Raw genomic sequence first — 22,994 nt, forward strand, 5'->3', positions numbered from 1 at the left:
CGTGGAGGCCGTCCTCACCCCGAACCCGTCCGGGGAGCGCGTCCCCGACGCCCTCATCGCCAAGCCGATCCCCGGTAGGGTCCCCGGGAAGAATTACAGCAGGTAACGCCCCGGCCGCCCGGCAAAGGGGAACCGACCAGAGTCGGTTCCCCTTTGCCATCCGGCGGTTCGGCCCGAGTCGATCAGGCCGGATGACTCAGCGGATGAAGGTTCGCTCGTTCAGCTGCAGCCGCTGGTGGAGCCGCAGCCCTCGCAGACGTAGCAGCTTCCGGCAGGACGCATCTTGGTGCCGCAGGTCATGCAGAGCGGGGCGTCGGCCGTGAAGCGCTGGTGGCTCTCCAGCGTCAGTTCCTTGGCCGCCGGTCCCAGGTTGGCCGCCTCCTTGGGCTTCTCCTCGATCGGCGCCGACTGGGCCAGCGCCTCCCGGTCCACGGTCTCCTGCAGCGCCGCCGGGTCCTCCCCGCGCTGCTGCGCGGCGCGCTCCGCCGCCGAGAAGATGCCCAGGGCCGCCCGCTCGTCGTACGGCAGGTGGTCGAGGGCCAGCCGGCGGAAGATGTAGTCCATCACCGACGTCGCCATGCGGATGTCCGGGTCGTCCGTCATGCCCGCCGGCTCGAACCGCATGTTCACGAACTTGCTCATGTACGTCTCCAGCGGGACGCCGTACTGGAGTCCTATGGAGATCGCGACGGAGAACGCGTCCATGACGCCCGCCAGGGTCGAGCCCTGCTTGGACATCTTGAGGAACACCTCGCCGAGCCCGTCGTCGGGGTAGGACGAGGCGGTCATGTAGCCCTTGGCGCCGCCCACCGTGAAGCGGGTGGTCATGCTCGGCCGCTGGTTGGGCATGCGCCGCCGGGTCGGCCGGTTGACCTCGATGACCTTGACCTCGGGCTCGGGCTGCTTGGGCTCCTCCTTCTTGGAGCCGTTGCCGGCCGACAGCGGCTGGCCGACCTTGCAGTTGTCGCGGTAGACCGCCAGGGCCTTGAGCCCCAGCTTCCAGCCCTCCAGGTAGACCTGCTCGATGTCGTCGATCGTGGCCGACTCGGGCAGGTTGACCGTCTTGGAGATGGCGCCGGACAGGAACGGCTGGGTGGCCGCCATCATGCGCACGTGCCCCATCGGGGCGATCGCCCGCTCGCCCATCGCGCAGTCGAACACCTCGTAGTGCTCCTTGCGCAGGCCGGGTGCGTCGACGACGTGGCTGTGCTCGGCGATGTACTCGACGATGGCCTCGATCTGCTCCTGCTGGTAGCCGAGCTGCCTGAGCGCCCGCGGGATCGTCTGGTTGACGATCTGCATGGAGCCGCCGCCGACGAGCTTCTTGAACTTGACCAGCGCCAGGTCCGGCTCGATGCCGGTCGTGTCGCAGTCCATCATCAGCCCGATGGTGCCGGTGGGCGCCAGGAGGCTGGCCTGGGCGTTGCGGTAGCCGTTCTTCTCGCCGAGCTTGAGGCACTCCGCCCACTGGCGCGACGCCTCCGCGTGGATCTTGGCGTCCGTCGAGCCGATCGTGCGCAGGTCGTCGTTCGCCGCGGCGTGCTTGCGCATGACGCGCTTGTGCGGCTCGGCGTTCCTGGCATATCCGTCGTACGGGCCCACCACGCCGGCCAGCTCGGCGCTGCGGCGGTAGGACACGCCGGTCATCAGCGACGTGATCGCCCCCGCCACGGCGCGGCCGCCGTCGGAGTCGTAGGCGTGGCCGGTGGCCATCAGCAGCGCGCCCAGGTTGGCGTAGCCGATGCCGAGCTGGCGGTACGCCCGCGTGGTCTCGCCGATCTTCTCGGTCGGGAAGTCGGCGAACGTGATCGAGATGTCCATCGCGGTGATGATCAGCTCGGTCAGCTTGACGAAGTCGGCGACGTTGAAGGAGTTGTCGTCCTTCAGGAACTTCAGCAGGTTGATGCTGGCCAGGTTGCAGGAGGAGTTGTCCAGGTGGACGTACTCGCTGCACGGGTTGCTGGCCGTGATCCGCCCCGTCTCCGGGGTGGTGTGCCAGTCGTTGATCGTGTCGTCGTACTGCACGCCGGGGTCGGCACACTCCCAGGCGGCCTTGGCCATCTTGCGGAACAGGTCCTTGGCGTCGACCGTCTCGATCACCTCGCCGCTGAGGCGGGCGCGCAGGCCGAACTTGTCGCCCTTCTCCACCGCGCGCATGAACTCGTCGGAGACGCGCACGGAGTTGTTGGCGTTCTGGTACTGGACGGAGACGATGTCCTTGCCGCCCAGGTCCATGTCGAAACCGGCGTCGCGCAGCGCGCGGACCTTGTCCTCCTCGCGCGCCTTGGTCTCGATGAACTCCTCGATGTCGGGGTGGTCGACGTCCAGCACGACCATCTTGGCCGCCCGGCGGGTCGCGCCGCCCGACTTGATCGTCCCCGCGGACGCGTCCGCGCCGCGCATGAAGCTGACCGGCCCGCTGGCGGTGCCACCGCTGGACAGCAGCTCCTTCGAAGAACGGATCCTGGACAGGTTGACCCCGGAGCCGGAGCCGCCCTTGAAGATCACGCCCTCTTCTTTGTACCACTCCAGGATCGACTCCATCTGGTCGTCCACGGAGAGGATGAAACAAGCGCTCACTTGCTGCGGCGACTGGGTGCCCACGTTGAACCACACCGGCGAGTTGAAGGCGAACACCTGGTGCGCCAGCGCGTGCTTCAGCTCGTGGTCGAAGATCTCGGCGTCCTCGTCACCGGCGAAGTAGCCGTGCTCGATCCCCGTGCGGGTGTAGACGCCGACGACCCGGTCGATCAGCTGCTTCAGGCTCCACTCGCGCTGCGGGGTGCCCACGGCGCCGCGGAAGTATTTGGTCGTCACGATGTTGGCCGCGTTGACCGACCAGAACTCGGGGAACTCCACGCCCCGCTGCTCAAAGTTGACCGAGCCGTCGCGCCAGTTCGTCATGACGACATCGCGGCGCTCCCACTGGATCTCGTCATATGGGTGCACGCCGGGCTTGGTGAAGATCCGCTTCATCTTCAGCCCCTTGCGCGGACGCTTTCCCCCGCGCGCGACCGAACCGCTGGCCGTCTCCGTCATGACTCCCCCTTCTCCGCCTTCAACTGTGAGATCTCGGCCTCGAAGTCCGCCAGGCTCTCGAAACCGCGATATACCGATGCGAACCGCAGGTAGGCGACCTCGTCCAGCTCCCGCAGCGGGCCCAGAATGGCCAGGCCCACCTCGTTGGAGGGGAGCTCGGCCGCGCCCTTGGCCCTGAGGGCCTCCTCCACCCGCTGCCCGAGCTGCGCCAGCGAATCCTCGCTGACCGGCCTGCCCTGACACGCCCGCCGCACGCCCGCGACGACCTTGTCCCGTGAGAACGGCTCGGTCACCCCGCTGCGCTTGCTCACCATGAGCAGTACGGTCTCCTGAGTGGTGAACCGGCGCCCGCACTCCGGGCAGGTCCGGCGGCGCCTGATGGCCGCGCCGTCGTCCGTGGAGCGACTGTCGATGACCCTGGTGTCAGGGTGGCGACAGAACGGACAGTGCACGCTTCGCCTCCTCGACCTGCGGCCACCACACGGGCTCACATGGGCGAAACCCCCGCATCACGGGACGCTCGCGCGCACTCCACGGCTGACCATGGAGCGGTCACGGAAACACAAGGTGTGGTGAACTACATCGGTGTAACTACTAGATGTTGTGGTCCAACCGTAGAAGCGCGCGACCATGAACGCAAGTTGAGCGAGCCCATCCGGCTGAAGTCGCTGATCAGCCCGCAGTCGTCCCGACCGCCCGGCGTGTCGGCCTTGGCGAGAGGGACGGGAGGCGAGGTCGGCGCCATGTTCGCGTCACATGGATTGCTTTCGCTCACGTGCGTGAACAAACCTCACAAAGGTACCGGAGGACACACCCTCCCCCGCCGGCACACCCCGCCCCGCAGCTCGGCACGGTCACGTTCCCTGCGAGATCATCGCACCACGGCGGCGATGTCCTTCGGGACGTAGAGCCGGGTGCCGGGGTGGATGATCGAGTCCGGCAGGCCGTTCAGCCGCTTGATCTCCTCCACCACGGCCCCCGGATCCTCACCTCCGGAGAGCACGTCGGCGATCCCCCACAGGGTTTCCCCCTGACGAACCTCCACCCAGGGCAGCCCGGCGTGACCGGGCACCACGACCTGCACCGCCGCGTGGCCGGCGGCGCGCGTCCCGAGCCAGAACCCGCCCAGCGACAACAACGCCACCGCCACCACCAGCACGACGCGCCCCCGCCGGGTCAGCCTCACCGGCGGCGCGGAACGGCGGCCGAGCCGTGACATGACCCGCCGCCCCATGCCTCGGCGTCCCCATCGCCGGCCGGCCGCTTTCACCTGTCCCCGCCGCTTGCGGAGCCCGGACCCCGGCGACCCCTCGCCGACCACGAGCCGGGCACGCGCCTTGCCGGTCATCGGAGCCCCGCGCCGCCTGCCGCCCGCGGACCCACCGCGCCCTGCGCCGGCGCCCGGCCCTCTGCCGGTTCCGGGTCCTCCCCTACCCGTACCGGCTCCCGGCCTCTGCCGCCCTTTGCCGCCTTGAACGGCCGGCCACCGCGCACCGCCCGCAGGACCTCCGGGCGCACCATCGGCCGAGTGCCCGCCTCCCCGCCCCCCGGAGCCGCCGTACCCATCCGAACCCCCGAAGCCGCCAGACCTGCCTGAGCCACCAGAACTGCCGGAGCCACCGAATCCCCTGGAGCCGCCCGGGCCTTCCGCTCTGCCCGCAGGGTCGCCGCTCCCGTCCGTCGGCGCCCTCCGCCCGGCCGCCTTCAGCGCTCCGCGCGGCGACGAGGCCGCGCCGGCAGCACCGGGCCTTCGAGCGGCGGCGGTGTCCTCGCGGCCGGAGCGCGTCGGCCCCTTACCTCCCGGCGCCGCGCCCCCGCCGCCCGGAGACGGCGCTCCTTCGCCCCTCGCCGCCATGCGCCCGCCACCCGAAGGCGCCGCCCCCTTGTCCCGCGGGGCCGTTTCGTCCGCATCCGTGTCGGGACGCGGCGGGGGAACGAGCCGGAGATGGGGCCTCCCCCGCCCCCGGGTCCCGCCCCCTCCGGACGAAGATCCTCCACGCCTTTCCACACCGCTCGAACGGAGCCCCAACCTCTTGCCGGAATTTCCACGGGAGCCGACCTCACGCCGCGTATTGTCTCCCCGTCGGTCCTTACCCTGCGTGGCGTCGGCGATGAGTGTGAGTTGTTTGACGTCTTCGCTGGTCGTGTTCGGGTTTGTGGTCGCTCGCATGGATGACCTCCTGCCGTGCGGCCCGAGGAAAAGGCCAAATAAGATCAGCAAATCGAACACGGTGTCGATCGAACTCCCGTACGATGTTGTACACCACACTGGCGACATTTTCGAGGAAGACTCGAACAATTGTTTGAAGATGATCTTCAACAGCGATACGTTCGCTGTGTGCGACATCAAGACCACAGAGCGGGAGGTTCGCCGGTGAGGCGGGCCACCGGGCGAGGAGGAAGAGCATGACCGAGCGGGATGACACCAACGGGGTCAGCGACCTCGCGGTGCGCAGACGCGACTCCCTGGGCCTGACGCCCAGGCAGCGCAAGATCCTCGAAGTGATTCGCGACTCGGTGCAACAGCGCGGCTATCCGCCATCCATGCGGGAAATCGGCGAAGCGGTGCAGCTGACCAGCACGTCCAGCGTGTCACACCAGCTCACGGCGCTGCAGCGGAAGGGCTACCTCAGACGCGACCCCCATCGGCCGCGCGCCCTCGAGGTGCGGTTGCCGGGCGAGCCGGTGCTGTGGGTCGACCCGGACGCGACGAACGAGGAGTCCACGGTCAACCGGCCCACGGCCGCCTACGTCCCACTCGTCGGCCGCATCGCCGCCGGTGGCCCGATCCTGGCCGAGGAGAGCGTGGAGGACGTCTTCGCCCTGCCCAAGCAGCTCGTCGGTGAGGGCACGCTGTTCCTGCTCCAGGTCGCCGGTGACTCGATGATCGAGGCCGCCATCGCCGACGGTGACTGGGTGGTCGTCCGCCAGCAGCCAGTGGCGGAGAGCGGCGACATCGTGGCCGCCATGATCGACGGAGAGGCCACCGTCAAGACCTTCAAGCGCAAGGACGGCCATGTCTGGCTCGTCCCTCACAACCCCAACTACGAGCCCATTCCCGGTGACGAGGCCAGCGTCCTGGGCAAGGTCGTAGCGGTCCTGCGCCGGCTCTAACCGGCCGGCGGCTCGGGCGCGCGTCAAAATCGCCGCGCCGCGTTCCGGCGCGCGCCAAAGATCAAGCACCGACGGGGTACGGCACCACAACGCCAACCCCGCTTGTTGTATGCCATCCCTCGGCACACGGCTCCGGGCCACAACGCGCGACTCGCCCCTCAACAGGCCACCCGGACCTCAACGCCCGCCTCCCCCCTGAGCACCCGGACCTCTACGCCCGCCTCGCCCTGAGCACCCGGACCGTCACACACCCACTCAGCCCTTCGACCGGCCCGCACCCGCCGATCGTCACCCCGCGTCCTCGGGCCACGTCGCCGGCCGCGCCACCGCGCCCTCCAGCAGGCACGCCATCACGTTCTCAGGGCGTCCTCCTCCATGCCCTCGGGCTGGATATCGCCCGCAGCCCGAGGTGGGGCCCGCCGATGGCTCGTGCCGCGCCTGTTTGCGCGCTGTCATTCCACGATGAAGCTGGCGCTGCCCCGGAAGCCGCTCGTGCCGTCGTTCTGCTCCAGCCACACCTGCCCGGCACGATGCCGCAGGAAATAGCCGGGGAAGTTCACCGACTCGAACGAGACCGTGCCCGAGCCGGCGAGACCGCCGCGCCGATGGAAGGCGGCGTCCGCGTTGAACAGACTGGTCCCGTCCCGCTGCTGCACCCACGCCTCATGGTTGCGATGCCGCAGGAAATAGCCGGGGAAGTTGGTCGACTCCAAAGAGACCGTCCCGGACCCCGAGAGCCCCGTGACGATCCTGAACTGGGAGTCCGCCAGCGGGCTGACATCGGCGTCCAGTCGGGCACGGTAGTCGTAGTGCCTGATCGCCGAACCCGGCGTGTCGTACGACATCAGCCGCACCGGCGTCGCCCCGTCGGGCACCGGGATGCCGAAGTCCGGGGTGCCGTCCGCGCGCCAGTACACCTTCTGCACACGCGTCCGCCGGTTCGGATCGTTCAGCGGATCACCTGAGATATCCCGATAGTTGCGGTCGTGATAGACGAGGATGTCGCTCTGCCCGTCCTCCGAGGTGGTGAAGGAGTTGTGACCGGGACCGTACTGGCTGGTCGCGGCGCTGGAGGCGAAGACGGGGTTGGGGTTCTTCGTCCACGATGACGCCTGCAGCGGGTCGGCCGAGGCGGAGGCGGTCAGCAGGCCGAGGCAGTAGTTGGCGTCCGTGGCGCTGGCCGAGTACGTGAGGAAGAGGCGGCCGTTGCGCTGCAGCACCGAGGGCCCCTCGGCCACTTTGTAGCCGCGCGTCTCCCAGGCCAGCGTGGGCACGGTCAGCCTGGTCGTGGCACCGGTGATCGTCCAGGGGTTGGCGCCCATGCGGGCGATGTACAGGTTCGAGTTGGTCGCGATGCCGGGCTCCTGCTGCGCCCAGAGCAGGTAGCGGACGCCGTTGGCGACGAACGTGGTGGCGTCCAGCGAGAAGGTGTCCCAGGGCGTGACGATGCGGCTGCGCTCGGTCCAGCCGCCGGTGAGGGGGTTGGCGCTGGAGCTCTCCAGGACGTACATGCGGATCCGCCACACGTCGTCGGCCCGGCCCGCGGCGACGTACACGTACCATTTCCCGTTGATGAAGTGGATCTCCGGCGCCCAGATGTGCGCGCCCATCTCACCGCTGGCGTGCTTGCGCCAGATGACCGTCTCCGGTGCGCTCGCCAGGCCCTGGATGGTGGTGGCCCGGCGCAGGACGATGCGGTCGTACTCGGGGGCGGTCGCCGTGAAGTAGTAGTAGCCGTCGGTGTGGCGGTAGATGTGCGGATCGGCGCGCTGCGCGGCCAGCGGGTTGGTGTACTGCACGGCGGGCGAGGCGTGGGCGGGGCCCGGCGACAGCAGGTTGGCGATCACGATGAGCAGGGTAAACGCGATGACGCGGAGTGTGGACATCGGCTCGTCCTTCAGGCCAAGGGGGAGGTGACCGTGTACGAGGCGTCGGAGGCGAACACCGAGCCGGGCACCCGCAGGTCCAGCCTCATCTCGTAGTTGTAGTGCCGCAGGTGGCGCCCGGGCAGGTTGTAGGACTCGAACGAGATCGTGCCGCCGCCGGCCAGCCCGGCCCGGCCGCAGAACGTGGCGTCGCCCTTGAAGATCGCCGAGCCGTCGTCGCGTTGCAGGGTCAGTCGCATGTTGTAGTGCCGCAGGTAGTAGCCGGACTGGTTGACCGCCTGGAAGGAGTAGCAGCCTGAGTGGGCCAAGCCCGTCACGACGGCGAACGTGGCGTCCTGGCGGTCGGCGAGCGGGCTGGAGGCGCTGAGCGGGTCCACGTAGGCGAGATAGGCGCGGTGGCGTACGTACCGGTCGGGGAAGTTGGCCGAGCGCAGCGAGCGGTTGCCGGTGGGCACGGCCGTGGTGTCGCCGACGTCCTCGCGCAGCACGGTGAAGTGCCGGGCGGTGCCGGACAGGCCGGACAGCTCGATCTTGGCCCCGAACGAGGTGAGGTTGGAGCTGTCGGCGTAGTAGTAGCGGCCGCCGGTGTAGTTGTCGAAGTAGATCCGCCACCGGCCGTCGGGCAGCCGCGTCAGCGCCGGGCCCTCCAGCCCGGAGCCCCAGCCGGCCCAGTTCCCGGTGCCGGTGAACTGCCACGGGCCGGTGAGCGAGGTGGCGGTGGCGTGCTCGATGTACTTGGTCGTCTCGTTCTTGAGGAAGTTGTGGTACGTGGAGCCGACCTTGACGACGAAGCTGTCGATGTAGTTCGCCGGGATGCCCAGCGGGGCAGGGGCGCTCCAGGCCGACAGCGCGCTGTTGGTGGCGGTGATCCGGTACGGCCGGAACTGTCCCGCCGTGCCCGTCGTGGACGCGGAGTAGATCACGTGGACGCTGCCGTCGGAGTCCCTGAACCACTCGGGCGCCCACGTGCTGCCGGTGGCGCCGTTCAGGCCGACGGTGACGTTGCGGAGGAACGTCCAGTTCACGTAGTCGGCGCTGCGGGCGAAGCCGATCGTGTCGCCGGTCCAGTTGGTGGTGTAGACGAGGTAGTAGTAGCCGTCGGTGTGCCGCAGCACGCTCGGGTCGCGGATCAGGCCCGACGGCGGGGTGTAGGCGTTGGCCCGCACCAGGGTGAAGGCGGTGGCGTTCACCGAGTCGTAGACGTACATGTTGGACTCGCTGCTGTTGGTGAACGCGGTCATCAGGTAGTGCGGCGCCGGCCCGGCGGCGTGGGCCGTGCCCGGCGCGAACACGACGGTCGCGACGGCGACGAGCAGCGCGAGGACGGCGGTCAACGCCCTTCGATGGCCTCGACGTGTACGCATCCAGCGGCCCTCCGCGATGTTAGCGTTAACACCTCACCGCGTCGGGGCTGGCACGGTGAGCGCGTTCGGGCGTATTCGTACCTTGGGCCAGACGGCCCGTCAATCCCCCGTCCGCTCAGCGGGCGGCGTACAGCTTGTGCGCGGCGATGATCGCCTGGTCGGCGAAGGCCAGCACGTCGCTTCGCCGCTCGAACGGGGAGCCGTACAGCGAGCGCCGGGGTGTGCCGAAGTGCTCGCCCAGCCCCGAGAGCAGGCCTCCGAGCGTCGGCGTCGCGGAGTCGTCCTCCCGCAGGCGCAGCGCCTCGTTGATCACCCGGTGCCAGCGCTCCGGGAAGGCCTCCAGCGCATGCCGCCCCGCGCCCGTCTTTGAGGTGACGTCGCCCGTCGCCAGGGTGTAGTGCAGCCGGGAGACGCCCGTGACGATCCACACGGCGGCGTACCCGCCGAGAGCGGCCAGCCCCCACCGGGAGATCGGCCGGGAGGCCCGGGTCACCAGGCGCCGCCAGTAGCGGTCCAGGTTGTCGTCCGTCCAGGCGGCGAGGACGGCTGGATCGCTCCAGACGTCGAGCTCACCCGGCTTGGGTCCCCGGCAGGTCACGCCGTGGCGGGCCAGCGTGTGCCAGGTGATCGGATTGGCGCCGCCGCCGAGGCCGAGCTTGCCGGTGTGGGCCTGGGGGCGTTCACCGAGGTCGGCGGGGTTGTGGTGGAGGTCGTCCCAGGTGAGATAGATACCTTCGAACGGGTGGGCGCCAAGGCGGGTGTGGATGCGTTCCAGTGCCTCGATGGGCGGTTCGGCGGCCGTCACCGCGACGAAGTCCACGTCGCTCGTCTCCGGCCGGTAGTCGTCCAGGGCAGCCGAGCCCTCCAGGTAGAGCCCTTCGACCAGTCCGGGCGCCTCCGCGTCGGCCAAGGACAGGTACGTCTCGACAATCGCGTCGATCTTCGGGTGAGGCGTCATGCCCGCCCAGCCTGCCACAATCAACTTCGCCGCCTCATCACATTGCAAAATCCTAGAATGTCATGGTGAATGACGCATACCGCCCAGAAGACATCAAGGCGCAAAATGATGGATTTAAGTGGGCAAAGGCCGGACCGGGGGTCATTCCGGCCTGGATCGCCGACATGGACCTGCCCACCGCGCCCGAGGTGATCGAGGCGCTGCGGCGGCGCGCCCAAGGCGACCTCGGCTATCCGGCCTGGCTGGACCAGCCCAACGCCGGACCGCTGGCGGAGGCGTTCGCCGAGCGCATGGCGCGCCGGTACGGCTGGTCCCCCGACCCCTCGCTCGTCCGTTCCTTCAACGATCTCAACCAGGCGCTCCAGGTGCTGCTCCACATCTGGACCCGGCCCGGTGACGGGGTCGCCGTGCACACCCCCGCGTACCACCCGTTCCTGACGACGCTGCAGGTCATGGAGCGTCCCCTGCGTCCCATCCAGGCCGAGCCCGATGGCGGCTCGTGGCGCTTCGAGGTGCCGGATCTGTCGGGCTGCCGGGTGCTGCTCCTGGTCAACCCGCACAACCCGACCGGCCGGGTCTTCACCCGCGAGGAGCTGACCGAGCTGGCCGAGCAGGCCGAACGTCACGACCTGCTGGTCATCTCCGACGAGATCCACGCCGACCTGACGTTCGAGCCGCACCGGCACATCCCGTTCGCCACGATCCTCCCCGACCGCACGGTCACGCTCACCTCCGCGACGAAGGCGTTCAACCTGGGCGGCATCCGCGTCTCGGTCGCCCACCTCGGCCACCAGGGCGTGCGCAAGGCCCTGGAGGCACAGCCGCCGTTCGTGTACGGGTCGGCGAACCTGTTCGGGGTCGAGGCGACGGTGGCGGCGTGGCGGCACGGGGACGCCTGGCTGGAGCGTGTGCGCGCGCTGCTCGACCGCAACCGGCACACTCTCGCGGCCCGGCTGCCGGAGACCTTCGGGTACCGGATCCCGGAGGCCACGTATCTGGCGTGGCTGCATGTGGGGCGGGAGGGGATGGCTGAGGTCATCGAACGCGAGGCCAAGGTCCTGCTGACGGACGGCGCCGGCTTCGGGCCCGGTGGGGCCGAATACGTCCGCCTGAACTTCGCCACCACCGAGCCGATCCTCGGCGAGATCCTCGACCGGCTGTCGCGCCTCCACTGACCCCGCCTCCACTGACCCCGCCGCCTGCGGGCCGGCGGCCGCAGGCCGGCGATCCCGGTCGGCGCCGCGGTCGCCGGTGCCCGTCAGGACAGGGGTGGGAGGTCGGGCGGGGTGGCGGGCGGCTGCTCGTCCAGGGCGGCGAGCGCGAGCTCGATCGCCTTCTCCAGCTGCGGGTCCCGCCCCGCCACCCGATCCTGCGGCGTGATCACCACCTCGATGTCCGGATCCACCCCGTGGTTCTCCACCCCCCACCCCGGCCCGTCGAGCCAGAACGAGTACCGTGGCTGGGTGACCCGGGTCCCGTCGACGAGGTGGTACCGGGAGTCGATCCCGATCACCCCGCCCCAGGTCCGCGTCCCCACCAGCGGCCCGATGCCGCGGTTCTTGATGCCCGCGCTCACGATGTCCCCGTCCGAGCCCGCGAACTCGTCGGCGATCGTGACGATCGGCCCCCTGGGCGAGTCCTTCGGATACCGCCGGGACTCGTACCCGCGGGCTCGCACCCATCCGGAGACCTTGCGGGACAACTTCTCCAGGACCAGCTCCGACAGGTGCCCGCCGCCGTTCTCCCGCATGTCCACGATCAGCCCGTCGAAGGCCATCTCGGTACGCAGGTCGCGATGGAACTGCGCCCATCCCCTCGCCACCATGTCCGGCACGTGCAGGTATCCGAGCCGCCCGTCCGACGCCTCCCGCACCAGCGTTCGCCGGTCCTCCACCCAGTCGTGGTAACGCAGCGGCGTCTCGTCCGCGATCGGGCAGACCACGACGCGGCGTGGGTCGCCGCCGGAGTGGGGCCGCACGGTGAGCTCGATGGGCTGGTTCGCGGTGCCCGCCAGGAGCGCGAGCGGCCCGCGTACGGGATCGACCGGACGTCCGCCCACCGCGATGATCGCGTCGCCGGGACGGACGGCGACGCCGGGGGCGAGCAGGGGCGAGCGGGCGGCGTGGTCGGAGGACTCGCCGGGCAGGATGCGCTCGACCCGCCACACGCCGTCGGCGTCCTTGGCCAGGTCGGCGCCGAGCAGTCCCTGGCGGCGGCGGGGGTCTGAGGCGCCGTTGGGGGCGGTGGCGTAGGCATGGGAGGTGCCCAGCTCGCCCTGCGTCTCCCAGAGCAGGTCGATCAGCTCCGAGTGGGCGCCGATGCGCTCGACGAACGGCGCGTACCGGTCGAGGATGGCCTGCCAGTCGACTCCGCCCATGTCCTCGCGCCAGAAGTGGTCGCGCATGAGCCGCCCGGCCTCGTGGAAGCCTTGCCGCCACTCGGCGACCGGGTCGATCTGGACGGTGATCCGGTCCAGATCGATGGTGACGACGTCGTCGCTCTCGGTGGCGGCGCGGGTCTGCAGGCCGTTCTTGCCGTGGGTGACGAGCCTGGTGCCGTCGCCGCTGACCTCGAACGAGCGCACCTCCTTGGCCAGCTCGCTCTTGGCCCGCTTCTTCAGGTCGTAGCGTTCCAGCACCGTCTCGTTGGGCGGCTCGCCGTCCCCGAGCTGACCGCTGATCGGGTGGCGCAGCCAGAGCAGGGCGTCTTTGGCGGTACGGAGATTGTCGTACCGCCCGGCGGGCACCGGCACGGGCACCACCCGAGAGGCGAGCCCGTCAGGGTCCACGTCGGTCCGCGCCAGCGCGTCGTCCTGCTGTTTGTCGTCCTTGTTCGGCTTGTCGTCCTCACCGTTGAAACCCCGCCCCAGCAGCGACGGGTCGAACGGCGAGGGCGTGTCGGCCCGCAGCGGCACGAGGTACGGGCGGCACGCGTAGAGGAAGGACATGTCGAAGACGTGCGTGTCGTACACGGGGTCGAACGTCCGCGCCGACAGGAACGCCAGATACTTGCCGTCTTTGGTGAACACCGGGTCGTAGTCGGCGAACCGCACCGGCGTCACGTCGATCACGGACGTGCCGTCCACCCGTCCCATCCTGATCTGCGACAGCGGGGTGTGATGCGGGTGCTCCCAGGCCAGCCAGCTCGAGTCCGGCGAGAACGCCAGTCCCCTGACGTCCCCCTGCGTGGTCCGGTCGAGCTCCCGGACGCCTCCGGACTCGAGGTCGACGACCAGCAGCCGGCCGTCGTGCGCGGCGACGGCCGCGTGCTTGCCGTCGGGCGCCGCCGCCAGCTCCAGCACCCGTCCGAGCCGCCCGGCCGCCAGCGTACGCACCTCGCCGCCGGGCGTGCCGATCTCCAGCCCGTCCTCGCCGCCGGCGTCCGACACCCAGATGGCGCGCCCGTCGCCGTCGAGGGCGCGCGGCAACCGCACGCGGACGCCGGGCTGGACCCGCAGCGCGCCGGCGGGGCCGTCGCGGTGGGGCACCCAGTGTGCGGTGCCGCGGATCTCGACCGCGCTGGCCCGCCCGGTGGCGTCGGGCGCGTACGAGCCGGGCCGCGTGGGCGCCGGCCGCCTGGCCCGCCCCGGCCGCGGTCCTCCGAGCCGGATGTCGAGCCGGTACGGCTCCGCGTCCAGGCTCTCCAGCAGCCACAGGTCCCCGGCGTGGCTGTAGATCACCCGCTGCCCGTCACCGGTGGCGTGACGGGCGTAGAACTCCTCGTGGGAGCTGTGCTTGCGCACGTCGGAGCCGTCGGGCAGGGCGGAGTAGACGTTGCCGGCCCCGTCGGCGTCGGCCAGGAAGACGAGCCTGTCCCCCACCCAGCTGACGGACCAGTATTGCGCCGTGCTGTCGGCGAACAACCGGGCGAACTCGCCGCTCCCGTCGGCGTCCACCCAGATCTTGCCCGCGGTCCCGCCCCGATAGCGCTTCCACTGCGACGGCTCGCGCCACATCGCCGACACGGTGGCGACCCGCTCGCCGCTGACGGCGACGTCGCTGACCCATCCGTACGGCAGCCGCGTCGCGGGTCCCCCGTCGAGCGGCACCTCGTAGGCCCAGTTCCTGACGCGAAAGCTCTGCCCCGCCGAGCTGATCGCCAGCACGTTTCCGTCCTCGGTCCAGCCGCGCACCGCGGTCGTGCCGCTGCCCCAGTGGGTCAGCCGCTCCCCCTCAGGCCCGTCGATCTCGGCCGCGAACACCTCGGGAGCGCCTTCCCTGCCGCCGGTCCACGCGATGCGGCTGCCGTCGGGCGAGAATCTCGGATCCGACACCGGTACACGGTCGGCGGTGAATCGCCAGGCTCTTCCCCCCGCCAGCGGGGCCAGCCAGACATCGTCGTCGGCGACGAAGGTGACCAGGTCACCGTGCAGATGCGGATATCTCAGGTATGCGCCGTTTGTCACAGCTGCACACTAATGCGCGGCACCAAGCCAGGCCCACGAATTCTCCTCCGGGCGGACGTGCGACGTCCTGGGAACGGTCAAGTCCCGGGTGCATCGTAAAAGTCAGGGAAGGGGGTGAATGCCGATATTTCACCTCACTAGGGGGACCGATGAGGATCTTCACCCGCCCGTACCAGCTCCCGCCCCGCCTGGCCGCCGCCGCCATCATCCTGAACTCCGGAATCGACAAGTCGGGCGCCGACGAGCAGGCCGCCGCCGGGCTGCACGGCATGGCCGCGGGCACGTACCCGTTCCTCGGCCGCATGGATCCGGTGACCTTCACCCGGCTCCTCTCGCGGGCCGAGATCACCCTCGGCACCGCCCTGCTGCTGCCGTTCGTGCCGTCACTGGTGGCCGGGGCCGCGCTGACCGGGTTCGCGGGCGGGCTGCTCGGGCTGTATCTGAAGACGCCGGGGATGCGCCGCGAGGGCAGCCTGCGACCGTCGCAGGAGGGCATCGGCATCTCCAAGGACGTCTGGCTTCTGGGCATCGGCCTGGGGCTGGTACTCGACGAGCTCGGACGCCGATGATCTCCACCTGATCGACACTAATCCGGACAAACACGGGTAGCCCGGACGCATGGTGCAAATCGGCTACACCTTGATGTCCGAACAGACGCCGGCCCGCGAGCTCGTCGACTACGCCTCGGCGGCCGAGCGGGTCGGCTTCGACTACGCGGTCATCTCCGACCACTATTTCCCCTGGATCGAGGAGATGGGGCATTCGCCCTACTGCTGGTCGGTGCTCGGCGCCGCGGCTCAGGTCACCGAGCGGCTACCGCTCATGACGTACGTGACCTGCCCCATCATGCGGTACCACCCGGCCGTGGTGGCGCAGAAGGCCGCCACGATGGGTGTGCTCACCGAGGGCAGGTTCACGCTCGGCCTGGGCTCGGGCGAGAACCTGAACGAGCACGTCGTCGGCGAGGGCTGGCCGCCCCTCGACACCAGGCATCGTATGTTCGCCGAGGCCGTGCAGATCATCAGGCAGCTGTTCGGCGGCGACTACGTCACCTATCAGGGTGAGTTCTTCGACGTGGACTCGGCCAAGCTCTACGACCTGCCGGACGAGCCCGTGCCGATCGGCATCGCGGCCTCGGGCGGCCGCTCGGTGGAGATCGCCGCCGAGCAGGGCGACGTGCTGGTCGTCAACGACCCGATGCCGGACGTCGTACGGCAGTTCAACGAGGCCGGCGGCCAGGGCAAGCCCGTCTACGGCCAGCTCCCCATCGCCTACGACGCCGACCCCGAGGCCGCCAGGCAGCGAGCGCACCACCTGTGGCGCTGGGCGGCCACCGGCGGCTGGAAGGTCATGGCCGAGCTGCCCGGGCCGGGGAACTTCGCCGCCGCGGCCGGCACGGTACGACCCGAGGACGTGGCCCAGAGCGTACCGTGCGGCAACGACGTGGACGCGGTCGTGCAGGCCGTCAAGAAGTTCGCCGACGGCGGTTACACGCACGTGGCGTTGGTCCAGATCGGGCATGACCAGCAGGAGCCGTTCTTCGACTGGGCGGAGAAGGAGCTGCTGCCGGCCCTGCGCGACATCTAGCGCATCCTCGGCCCCGGGCGGGCCGGGGCCGAGACGGACGCTACGGGACGATGTTGACCAGCTTCGGCGCCCGGACGATCACCTTGCGCGGCACCCCCGTCAGGTAGGCGGAGACCTTCTCCGACGCCAGGGCCAGGGCCCTCAGCTCCTCCTCGGAAATGCCGGGCGGGACCTCCAGGCGGTCGCGCACCTTGCCCGCCACCTGCACCACGCAGGTGACCGACTCCTGCACCAGCAGCGCCGGATCGGCGGAAGGCCAGCCGCCGAAGGCGACGGGCCCGGTACGGCCCAGCCGCTCCCAGCCCTCCTCCGCGGTGTACGGGGCCACCAGCGACAGCATGATCGCCAGCGTCTCCGCGGCCTCGCGGACCGCCGGGTCGGCGGGGCCGCAACCCGAGTCGATGGCCTTGCGCGCGGCCGAGGTCAGCTCCATCATCCTGGCCACCGCCACGTTGAAGCGGTAGGAGTCGACCAGCTTGGTGACCTCGTCGATCGTGTGGTGCGTGACCTTGCGCAGCTCGACGTCGCCGCCCTCGAACGGGACGCCGGGCTCGCTGGTCACCTCCGACATCACGCGCAGCGCGCGGGCCAGGAACTTCTGCGACGCGGCCGGCGAGACGTCCGCCCAGTCGATGTCGTCCTCGGGCGGCCCGGCGAACACCATGGTCAGGCGTACGGCGTCGACGCCGAAGTTGTCGATCTGCTGGCCCAGGTCCACGCCGTTGCCCAGGGATTTCGACATGGCCTTGCCACCGTTGATCACCTGGCCCTGGTTCAGCATGCGCTCGAACGGCTCGGTGAAGCCGACCATGCCCATGTCGTGCAGGACCTTGGTGAAGAAACGCGAATACAGCAGATGCAGCACCGCGTGCTCGATGCCGCCGACGTACTGGTCGATCGGGCCCCACTTGCGCACCTGCTCGGGGTCGAACGGGCCCTCGGTGTAGCCCGGCGAGCAGTAGCGCAGGAAGTACCACGACGAGTCGACGAAGGTGTCCATCGTGTCGGTGTCGCGCTGGGCGGCGCCGCCGCACTTGGGGCACTCGACGTTGACCCACTCCGTGGCGCTGGCCAGTGGGGAGACGCCCTTGGGCGCCAGCGCCTCGCCGCGCAGGTCGGGCAGCGTGACGGGCAGCTGCTCGTCGGGGACGGGCACCTCACCGCAGTCGGGGCAGTGGATGATCGGGATCGGCGTGCCCCAGTAGCGCTGCCTGGACAGCAGCCAGTCGCGCAGCCGGAAGTTGATCGTGCCGGTGCCCCTGCCCTGCTTCTCCAGGATCTCGATGATCTTGGCGATGGCCTCGGCCTTGGACAGGCCGTCCAGCGGGCCGGAGTTGACCAGCGTGCCCTCGCCGGGCGTGGCCTCGCCGGTCTCGCCCGGGTCGGCCAGGCCGGTGTGCACGACCACCTTCACCGGCAGGTCGAACTTCAGCGCGAAGTCCAGGTCCCGCTGGTCGTGGGCGGGCACGGCCATGATCGCGCCGTGGCCGTAGTCGGACAGCACGTAGTCGGCCGCCCAGACCGGGATGCGCTCGCCGTTGACCGGGTTGATCGCGTAGCGGCCCAGGAAGACGCCGGACTTCTCCTTGTCGGTGGCCAGCCGCTCGATGTCGCTCAGCCGGGCGACCTCGGCGCGGTAGGCCTCGAACGCGGGCCGCTGCTCGTCGGTGACGATCTCGTCGGCCAGCGCCGCGTCCGCGGCGACCACGAAGAACGTGGCCCCGAACAGCGTGTCGGGCCGCGTGGTGAAGACGTGGACCGGCTCCTCGCGGCCCTCGACCTGGAACAGCACGTCGGCGCCCTCGGAGCGGCCGATCCAGTTGCGCTGCATGGTCAGCAGCCGCTCCGGCCAGCCGGTCAGCTGCTCCATGTCGTCCAGCAGCCGCTGCGCGTAGTCAGTGATCTTGAAGTACCACTGCGTCAGCTCGCGGCGGATGACGTCGGCGCCGCAGCGCTCGCATTTGCCGGCCACGACCTGCTCGTTGGCCAGCACGGTCTGGTCGTTGGGGCACCAGTTGACCAGGCCGCCCTTGCGATAGGCCAGGCCTCGCTCGAAGAAGCGGTTGAACAGCCACTGGTTCCACCGGTAGTAGCCGGGGTCGCTGGTGTGCAGGCGGCGCGACCAGTCGAAGGCGATGGCGTAGCGCTTGAACGAGGTGGCCTGCGTCTCGATGTTGGCGTAGGTCCACTCGGCGGGGTGGGCGTTGCGCTTGATCGCGGCGTTCTCAGCGGGCAGGCCGAAGGAGTCCCAGCCGATCGGATGCAGGACGTTGTAGCCCTTCTGCATCCAGTAGCGCGCGACGACGTCGCCGATGGCGAACACCTCGCCATGGCCCATGTGCAGGTCACCCGACGGGTAGGGGAACATGTCGAGCATGTAGCGCCGCTCTCGGGGGTCGTCGGCGTCTTCGCTCGCCCGGTAGGGCTCCTGCTCCTCCCATCGCTGCAGCCACTTGGCCTGCAGCGCCTGCGGGTCATACTCACTCACGGCTACTGTCCTTTTGGCTTGACTCGGACCCATAAGAAAACCCCTCGTGCACAGAACGAGGGGTAGCCGCGACGGCGAGATCTCAGGGCCGTCGCGGCCCGCTAAGAAGCAGGGTCGCGGAACGCATGTGTCAAGCCTAGCGCACCTCTTCAGTTGAATGCAGGCACTCGATCGAGGTACGCGGGCACAATGGACGCTTCGGGTCCAGCGAGACCTGATGGTGATGTATCCGTTGTGACCTCTTTCGTCCCTCAAGAATACTCTTGTCGCCGTGGTGTACCGAGCTGAGCATGATCCTCCCGGGGACGGCCTGCCTATGCAGGATCCGCCCACGGATCCTCATGGCTTCGCTCGTTTCCCTGCGGAACCATCGGCATCTCCTGGAAAATCCCATGAGATCATGCCTGGAACGTCAAATCCGGATATAAGGGTTGATCCGGACATAACCTCGGGAGGGCCGGCAGCCATGGCAACGGATAACTCCGGACCACACCTGCCGTCGTCCTGGCCGGACGCGCCACGGCGCGACACCCCTGTCCCCTGGTCCGGGTCCACGGCATCAGAGACGCCTTCCGCTCACTCCGGGTCCGGCGGACCCGACGTGCCCGTGTCCTGGCCGGAGACTCCGGGGGCGGCCGGACGCCAGGATCCCTCGCGGCCGGAGCCGCCGCGCGCGGACGCGGGCTGGCCCGAGCCGCCCCGTACGGACCACTCCTGGCCGGAGCCGGCGCCGGCGGACCGCTCCAGACGCGAGCCCTCGCCGGCGGACCGCTCCAGGCCCGATCCCTCGCGCCCGTCCGGTCCCGAGCCCCGTCACGGCTCTCCCATGCCCTCCCAGCGGGACGCGCAACCCGCCTGGCCCGAGGCGGCCCGTCCGGACGCCGGCTGGCCCGAGCCGCCGCGCCAGGACCGGTCGGCGTCGTGGCCTGACACCTCACCGCAGGGCGGCTCGCCCGCATGGCCCGACGCGCCACCACAGGACATCCCCAGGTCGCGGCCGGAGACCCCGCCGCAGGGCGGCCCGTCTTCCTGGCCCGACGCGCCACCCCAGGCCGGCCCGCCGTCACGGCCGGACGCGCCACCCCAGGGCGGCGCGCCGTCCTGGCCGGACGCCTCACCACAGGCCGTGCCGTCGTCCTGGCCTGACGCGCCCTCGCGGTCCGGATCCCCCTCGTGGCCGGACGCGCAACCGCAAACCGGGCCGTCCTCCTGGTCTGACGCCGCGCCGCAGGGCGCCACGCCGTCGTGGCCGGAGGCCTCGCAGCGGGGCGGGCCGACCTCCTGGCCGGAGGCAGCACCCCAGGGCGGACCGGCCTCCTGGCCGGAGGCAGCACCCCAGGGCGGACCGGCCTCCTGGCCGGAGGCAGCACCGCAGAGCACCACCGGGGCGGCCTCCCGGGCCGATTCCCGGGACGGCTCCAGGGCGGATGCGCGGGACGGCTCCCGGGCGGATGCGCGGGACGGCTCCCGAGCCGATTCCCGGAGCGGCTCCCGGGCCGAGCAGCCGCAGGTGCCCGACCCCGTGCCCGCGTGGGCGCAGGCGCCGGCTCCCGCCCCCGGCGCCTGGTCCAACCTCTCCACGCCCGCCGCCTGGCCGCAGGGAGACCAGCGCGGCGGTGCCGACGCGCCGGACCAGCGCGCGGCGGCGTACGACCAGGCCGCCCCGCCCGGTCCCCCGCCGCACGGCCCACCGCCCCCGGCCCACCCCTCCGAGGAGCGGACGATCACGTACGCTCAGCACTCCGAGAACCTGCTCAACGATCGCGCGGTCCCTTCCACACCCATGGATTCCACCCACATCGGCACGCCGCCCACCGAAGACCAGAACAACCACCCCCCGGGCGCCCCGCGCCCCGGCTCCAACCTGAGCCGTGACCCCTCCGACCCCGAGCACCGTTTCGTGACGGCGGGCCAGATCAGCGGCTCCCGCACCCCGCCACCCGAGCGCCAGCAGGAGCTCTGGAACACCGTCTTCGGCGACAACTACCAGGCCATGGGCGACCAGGAGGCCCTGGACGACGACGAGGGCCAGGGCAAGCCCGTCTGGATCTACGCGCTCGGCGGCTCCGTGGTGATCGCGCTGGTCGCGGCGCTGCTGTGGGCGTTCCTCGCGGGACCGCTGGCCGGCGCGGAGCCGACGGACGCCAACCTCGCCGCCGGGAAGCCCACGCAGCCGCAGAAGCCGACCGCCACCAGGACCTCGACCACGATCGGCCCGCTGCCGAAGTACTCCGGCAAGGCCTCTCCCGTGCTCGGCGCACTGGCCGACCCCGCGGCCGGGATCTCGGTCCCGCGCCTGGGCGGCAACTGGCAGGTGGACCAGCGCGCCACGGTCAGGGCCACGTACCAGTTCAACACGCGCCAGTATGTCCAGGTCGCCCCGGAGAAGTACGCCCAGATCCTGTCGGGCCCGCTGCTGACGAAGCTGGCCTCGTACTACGAGCAGGACAACCTGGAGCCGGTCATCAAGCAGGTCGTGCTGAACGCCCGCAAGCGCTTCTTCCCGGCGGACAACAAGGTCCGCAAGATCGCCCAGCAGTCGATCAAGGTGGGCGACCAGACGGGACGGCTGATCGCGTACTCGCTCACGTCGCAGACCGAGAAGGCCACCATCGTCACGATGGCGGTCAACACCGGCCGCAACGTCCCCGCGATCGTCTACATGTCGATCCCGTCGGAGAGCAAGCAGCTCATGCCGGACATCCGCACGGTGATGAACCAGCTGAAACTGACCGCCACGTCCTGACGGCCGGTCAGAAGGCGCACTCCATGTGCTTGATGCCGTTGATGAACATGGAGTGCAGCCGGTCCGGCTTGCCGCCCTCGATGTCCGGCACGCGGCGCAGCAGCTCGCGGAACATCACCGTGATCTCTCGCCTGGCCAGGTGCGCGCCGAGGCAGAAGTGCGGGCCCGGGCCGCCGTAGCCGACGTGCGGGTTGGGGTTGCGGGTGATGTCGAAGCGGTACGGGTCCTCGAAGACGGCCTCGTCCCGGTTCGCGGCCCAGTAGAACAGGACCGCCTTCTCGCCCTTGCGGTAGAGGTTGCCGTTCATCTCGTAGTCCCTGGTGACCTTGCGGCGCATGAAGTTCACCGGGGACGCCAGGCGGACGATCTCCTCCACGGCCCCCTGGGCGTGGCCGTCGATGTCCCGCAGCCACAGGGCGCGCTGGTCGGGGTTGTTGGTGAGCAGGCGCAGGCCGTACGAGATGGCGTTCCTCGTGGTCTCGTTGCCGGCCACCACCAGCAGGATGAAGAAGGATCCCAGCTCCTGCATCGACAGCCGCTCGCCGTCGATGTTGGCGTTGACCAGGGACGACGTCAGGTCGTTCGTGGGGTTGCCGGCGCGGTGGGCGGCGAGGTCCTGCACGAGCTGCTGCAGCTCCATGCCGGCGTTGAGCAGGCGGGCGGCGATCTCGCTGACGTCGGTGCCGCCGTATTCGGCGTCGAAGCCGCCGAGGATCGTGTTGGAGCGCTCGAAGACGAACCGGTAGTCGCGCTCGGGGATGCCCATCATGTCGCAGATGATCTTCAGGGGCAGGCGGGCGGCCACCTCGGTCACGAAGTCGCAGCCGGGCCCCTTGGCCAGGAGGTCGTCCACGATGCCGGCCGCCGCCGCCTCGACGTCCGCCTCGAACTGCTTGATCATCTTGGGCGTGAAGGCGCGGGAGACGATCCTGCGAAGCCGGGCGTGACGGGGGTCGTCCATGTTGATCATGGACCCGAAGTACTCCGCGAACTCCGCCGGCATGTCCGGGATGCCCGTCGCGCCGCCGTCGCCGGAGCAGAAGATCTCCGGGTTGCGGCTGGCCTCCAGGATGTCGGCGTGCTTGACGAGCGCGTAGTAGCCCGGACCCTTGGGGGCGAAGCCGATGTCCATCTCCTCGAAGAAGGCGGGGGTCCCGAGCGCGCGCAGACGGTCGAACGCCTCCTCACGCTGGTCCATGGGCCGGGCCCAGAAGTCACGGTCCGACAGGTCGAAGTCGAGGACGCTCATGAGGCCATCATTGGAAAAAGCAACCACTTACGTCAATGGGTCACACGTACGCCGTACGTACGCAAAAACCTCTGGCCGCGGATTCCCGCAGGCCTCTAGGCTGGGCTCCATGACGTTCTTCTTCCGACGTTAGCGACCCGCCGGCGGGGCGCGGACAC

The 22,994-nt window shown here is 70.0% G+C and carries 14 protein-coding genes; 5 read left to right on the plus strand and 9 right to left on the minus strand.

The features are described 5' to 3' along the window. Positions 1 to 219 precede the first annotated feature (219 nt). From ACIBX3_RS08825 to ACIBX3_RS08835, 3 genes are all read right to left on the minus strand, one after another. On the minus strand, positions 220 to 3,039 hold the full coding sequence (locus tag ACIBX3_RS08825) for a vitamin B12-dependent ribonucleotide reductase (protein WP_397114659.1): 2,820 nt from the start codon (positions 3,037 to 3,039) through the stop codon (positions 220 to 222). Continuing rightward, positions 3,036 to 3,491, minus strand: a complete 456-nt coding sequence (nrdR, locus tag ACIBX3_RS08830) for a transcriptional regulator NrdR (RefSeq protein ID WP_397114661.1) — start codon at positions 3,489 to 3,491, stop codon at positions 3,036 to 3,038. Before nrdR ends, ACIBX3_RS08825 begins: the two co-directional genes overlap by 4 nt. Positions 3,492 to 3,910: 419 nt before the next feature. Further along, entirely contained in the window at positions 3,911 to 4,387 is a 477-nt protein-coding gene (locus ACIBX3_RS08835) for a LysM peptidoglycan-binding domain-containing protein (RefSeq protein ID WP_397114663.1), read from the minus strand. 1,058 nt (positions 4,388 to 5,445) lie between these two features. Between ACIBX3_RS08835 and lexA the strand changes: the two genes are divergently transcribed. Next, on the plus strand, positions 5,446 to 6,153 hold the full coding sequence (lexA, locus tag ACIBX3_RS08840; protein ID WP_397114664.1) for a transcriptional repressor LexA: 708 nt from the start codon (positions 5,446 to 5,448) through the stop codon (positions 6,151 to 6,153). A gap of 452 nt (positions 6,154 to 6,605) precedes the next feature. On the opposite strand, the gene ACIBX3_RS08845 is transcribed toward lexA, so the two are convergent. The 3 genes from ACIBX3_RS08845 to ACIBX3_RS08855 all read right to left on the minus strand — a co-directional run bounded on the left by ACIBX3_RS08845 (position 6,606) and on the right by ACIBX3_RS08855 (position 10,361). Then, positions 6,606 to 8,039, minus strand: coding sequence for a family 43 glycosylhydrolase (locus tag ACIBX3_RS08845; protein WP_397114666.1), 1,434 nt, complete (start codon positions 8,037 to 8,039; stop codon positions 6,606 to 6,608). Between the two features lie 11 nt (positions 8,040 to 8,050). Next, positions 8,051 to 9,373: a glycoside hydrolase family 43 protein gene (locus ACIBX3_RS08850; RefSeq protein ID WP_397114668.1), complete on the minus strand. Its 1,323-nt coding sequence runs from the start codon at positions 9,371 to 9,373 to the stop codon at positions 8,051 to 8,053. Between the two features lie 145 nt (positions 9,374 to 9,518). Beyond that, positions 9,519 to 10,361: an aminoglycoside adenylyltransferase domain-containing protein gene (locus ACIBX3_RS08855; RefSeq protein ID WP_397114670.1), complete on the minus strand. Its 843-nt coding sequence runs from the start codon at positions 10,359 to 10,361 to the stop codon at positions 9,519 to 9,521. Between the two features lie 164 nt (positions 10,362 to 10,525). Between ACIBX3_RS08855 and ACIBX3_RS08860 the strand changes: the two genes are divergently transcribed. Further along, the gene (locus tag ACIBX3_RS08860; RefSeq protein WP_397114672.1) at positions 10,526 to 11,536 is read left to right on the plus strand and encodes a MalY/PatB family protein; all 1,011 of its coding nucleotides are present in this window, start codon (positions 10,526 to 10,528) and stop codon (positions 11,534 to 11,536) included. A gap of 83 nt (positions 11,537 to 11,619) precedes the next feature. Here the strand turns inward: ACIBX3_RS08860 and ACIBX3_RS08865 are convergent, their stop codons facing one another. Continuing rightward, positions 11,620 to 14,766 (minus strand): PDZ domain-containing protein, encoded by a 3,147-nt coding sequence (locus ACIBX3_RS08865; protein WP_397114674.1) that lies wholly within the window; start codon positions 14,764 to 14,766, stop codon positions 11,620 to 11,622. A gap of 149 nt (positions 14,767 to 14,915) precedes the next feature. Here ACIBX3_RS08865 and ACIBX3_RS08870 point away from each other — a divergent pair, with 149 nt between their 5' ends. Further along, the gene (locus tag ACIBX3_RS08870) at positions 14,916 to 15,335 is read left to right on the plus strand and encodes a hypothetical protein (RefSeq protein WP_397114676.1); all 420 of its coding nucleotides are present in this window, start codon (positions 14,916 to 14,918) and stop codon (positions 15,333 to 15,335) included. A 49-nt stretch (positions 15,336 to 15,384) separates the two neighbouring features. Continuing rightward, entirely contained in the window at positions 15,385 to 16,353 is a 969-nt protein-coding gene (locus ACIBX3_RS08875; protein ID WP_397114677.1) for a TIGR03557 family F420-dependent LLM class oxidoreductase, read from the plus strand. Positions 16,354 to 16,393: 40 nt separating this feature from the next. Here the strand turns inward: ACIBX3_RS08875 and leuS are convergent, their stop codons facing one another. After that, complete coding sequence (gene leuS, locus ACIBX3_RS08880) at positions 16,394 to 18,874, minus strand: leucine--tRNA ligase (RefSeq protein WP_397114679.1); 2,481 nt, start codon at positions 18,872 to 18,874, stop codon at positions 16,394 to 16,396. 793 nt (positions 18,875 to 19,667) lie between these two features. On the opposite strand from leuS, the gene ACIBX3_RS08885 reads away from it, so the two are divergent. Next, a complete protein-coding gene (locus ACIBX3_RS08885; protein WP_397114681.1) occupies positions 19,668 to 21,587 on the plus strand; it encodes a hypothetical protein in 1,920 nt (639 codons plus the stop codon). A gap of 7 nt (positions 21,588 to 21,594) precedes the next feature. Here the strand turns inward: ACIBX3_RS08885 and ACIBX3_RS08890 are convergent, their stop codons facing one another. Further along, on the minus strand, positions 21,595 to 22,836 hold the full coding sequence (locus tag ACIBX3_RS08890; RefSeq protein ID WP_397114683.1) for a cytochrome P450: 1,242 nt from the start codon (positions 22,834 to 22,836) through the stop codon (positions 21,595 to 21,597). Between the last annotated feature and the right edge of the window lie 158 nt (positions 22,837 to 22,994).

The organism is Nonomuraea sp. NPDC049480, assembly GCF_044465905.1.
Taxonomy (GTDB): domain Bacteria; phylum Actinomycetota; class Actinomycetes; order Streptosporangiales; family Streptosporangiaceae; genus Nonomuraea.

What these genes read in the sequence shown, in the direction of transcription:
- ACIBX3_RS08825 (WP_397114659.1), bottom strand. Translation starts at nt 3,039, where the DNA reads ATGACGGAGACGGCCAGCGGTTCGGTCGCGCGCGGGGGAAAGCGTCCG.
- ACIBX3_RS08835 (WP_397114663.1), bottom strand. Translation starts at nt 4,387, where the DNA reads ATGACCGGCAAGGCGCGTGCCCGGCTCGTGGTCGGCGAGGGGTCGCCG.
- lexA (WP_397114664.1), top strand. Translation starts at nt 5,446, where the DNA reads ATGACCGAGCGGGATGACACCAACGGGGTCAGCGACCTCGCGGTGCGC.
- ACIBX3_RS08845 (WP_397114666.1), bottom strand. Translation starts at nt 8,039, where the DNA reads ATGTCCACACTCCGCGTCATCGCGTTTACCCTGCTCATCGTGATCGCC.
- ACIBX3_RS08855 (WP_397114670.1), bottom strand. Translation starts at nt 10,361, where the DNA reads ATGACGCCTCACCCGAAGATCGACGCGATTGTCGAGACGTACCTGTCC.
- ACIBX3_RS08860 (WP_397114672.1), top strand. Translation starts at nt 10,526, where the DNA reads ATGGACCTGCCCACCGCGCCCGAGGTGATCGAGGCGCTGCGGCGGCGC.
- ACIBX3_RS08870 (WP_397114676.1), top strand. Translation starts at nt 14,916, where the DNA reads ATGAGGATCTTCACCCGCCCGTACCAGCTCCCGCCCCGCCTGGCCGCC.
- ACIBX3_RS08875 (WP_397114677.1), top strand. Translation starts at nt 15,385, where the DNA reads ATGGTGCAAATCGGCTACACCTTGATGTCCGAACAGACGCCGGCCCGC.
- leuS (WP_397114679.1), bottom strand. Translation starts at nt 18,874, where the DNA reads ATGGGTCCGAGTCAAGCCAAAAGGACAGTAGCCGTGAGTGAGTATGAC.
- ACIBX3_RS08885 (WP_397114681.1), top strand. Translation starts at nt 19,668, where the DNA reads ATGCCCTCCCAGCGGGACGCGCAACCCGCCTGGCCCGAGGCGGCCCGT.
- ACIBX3_RS08890 (WP_397114683.1), bottom strand. Translation starts at nt 22,836, where the DNA reads ATGAGCGTCCTCGACTTCGACCTGTCGGACCGTGACTTCTGGGCCCGG.